Annotated in this window: 1 protein-coding gene and 1 pseudogene; both read left to right on the top strand. The window is 45.3% G+C overall.

What is annotated here, in order from left to right:
• A pseudogene (locus tag ACFIL7_RS00180) lies at positions 1-523 on the top strand (DUF4815 domain-containing protein); the annotation flags it as partial.
• A gap of 13 nt (positions 524-536) precedes the next feature.
• Positions 537-1,922 (top strand): Bgr_08870 family protein, encoded by a 1,386-nt coding sequence (locus ACFIL7_RS00175; protein ID WP_375683230.1) that lies wholly within the window; start codon positions 537-539, stop codon positions 1,920-1,922.
• The last annotated feature ends 88 nt before the right edge of the window (positions 1,923-2,010 follow it).

Genomic DNA, 2,010 nt, shown 5'->3' with positions numbered 1-2,010 from the left:
TGATTTACAAATACGCGCAGCCATTGAATTGCCTTCAAGCGATTGTTCTGTCATCTTTGAAATTGAAAGAAACAATGGCACGGTTTATCAACTCCTTCCCTTTCAATTACTCAGTCTTACTGAATATATCAGTGAAAAGGTAAAGCTCCGCGCTATTCTCAAAGGCACCGAAAAGCTCTCACCCGTCTTGTTTGCGCCTGTTCAATTGATTGCGGGGAAGATTCATAAAACAGCCACTTATGTCACCCGTGCTTTTGCCTTTGGGGAAAAAGCAAGGTTAACCAGTTATATCAAAACATTTTTACCAGGCGGTGCAACCTTTACACTGGAGATGCAACTGGATGATGATGGTTTCACCCCTCTCACATTAGAGGAAACAGAGCAGTTATCCGAGCCCCTTTGGACAGAGCGCAAATTTGTGAGCAGCGACAAAGGCGCCAAACAAGCGCGCTTGAAATTGACCCTTACCGGTGGACCGGCGGCACGGTCAATGGTGTGTGATTTTGGTGCCGGTATATTGTGATGGGAGAACAGAGATGACCAAAACCAAAAAACTCGACATGGAATTGCCTAAAGAAGGACGCTTTATCAGTTCTGAATTCCCAATCTTGCGGGAAAACTTGACGAAAATTGATCAAGCTCTTTTGGCTGTTGAGGACAAGGTAGACCAAAAAGCACCTTTACAACACACGCATACCATAAGTGATGTTGCAGATCTTGAAACAGCCCTCAATGGCAAAATGGCAGCGGATAAAACCTTCTCATTTGCTGATTTAAGCGATATCGAGGGGGCAAAAGATGCCGCCAACAATTATGTTCTCTATAAATCAAGCAATAATAACTTCACTTTTGGCAGTGCAATATCATTGTTAGGCGCACATCAACATAAAACAGAAGATATCGTGGGTCTTGACGATTTTAGAGCCAAGATCAATGAAGATCTCACAAGCTATGGACGCTTAGCCAGCCCAAATGAATGGCAGAATTATAATAAATTTACCAGCAAAGTCACTATGAGTGGTGGCTTAGAACTGTTGGGTAATTCGTCGTTTAACCTTATCCATAACAACAAAGTCGTTAGCAGTCTAAGCACAACCGGAAGCTTGCTTAAAGGACCTTTAAAAGTGGATGGAGATCTTGTTTATACGAAAGCGCAAGTGGATGCCGCCATTTTGTCACAAATAAAGAGTCTTAAAAAAGATTTGACCGATAAAATCACGAATTGGCCGGCTCTTGCCGATGCTGAATTGCTGTATACGCAAGATGGGAAAATTCAATGGCCCGTCTGGGTCACCGATAAAACCAAAGTTGAGATCCAAGCTTGGGGTGGCGGTGGTAGTGGTGGCGGAGCGGATACGCCAAGATTAGGAGGAGGTGGCGGCGGTGGCGGTTGTTCAGTCTGGTATGGCTATAAAGCCAGTTTAAATGGTCATGAAGATATCACAATTGGTAAAGGAGGCGCTTCTGTTGCATCACGCAGTGCGACAGGAAATTCTGGAGGAACAACAGCTGTTGGAAAGAATTTTATTACGGCGACAGGAGGACATGGTGGTGGGGGTGCTTCTGCCTATCAATCTCACACGGGATTTGGTGGTGGTACGACTACCTACTATTCAGGCGGTGGCGGTGCTGGAGGAACAGGTGGAAACTTTGGCTTGGCAACGGATGAGCACCTAGGACTTGCTAAAGGCGGGAATGGTTATGCTGGAACAAGCGGAATTACGAGTAAGACAAGCGGTAACGGAGGTGATGCTGGGGGTGATACATCAAGAGGTGGCGCTGGAGGGATAGGACAAGGTTCCTATAGTTCAGGAAAAGCAGGGCGTGGTTTTGGTGGTGGTGGTGCTGGCTCTCATGGAGATTCCTCTCCAAGCGGCGCTGGAGCTGATGGCGCTGTTCTTATAAGGTTATGGAAAGATTAAATACAAAACCAAAAATAGCGCAAGTCAAATTGATAGCTGTTGTATAAGCTGGCTTGTATGATTTTAAGCCCTTTTAAAGCCCTTTAAA

The sequence above is a fragment of the Bartonella sp. AP3QHHD genome, from assembly GCF_042195765.1.
Classification (GTDB): Bacteria; Pseudomonadota; Alphaproteobacteria; order Rhizobiales; family Rhizobiaceae; genus Bartonella.
This window is presented reverse-complemented; position numbering and strand designations above follow the sequence as displayed.

Bases quoted from the DNA above. Each gene is read 5' to 3' on its own strand.
- ACFIL7_RS00175 (WP_375683230.1), top strand. From the start codon at position 537: ATGACCAAAACCAAAAAACTCGACATGGAATTGCCTAAAGAAGGACGC.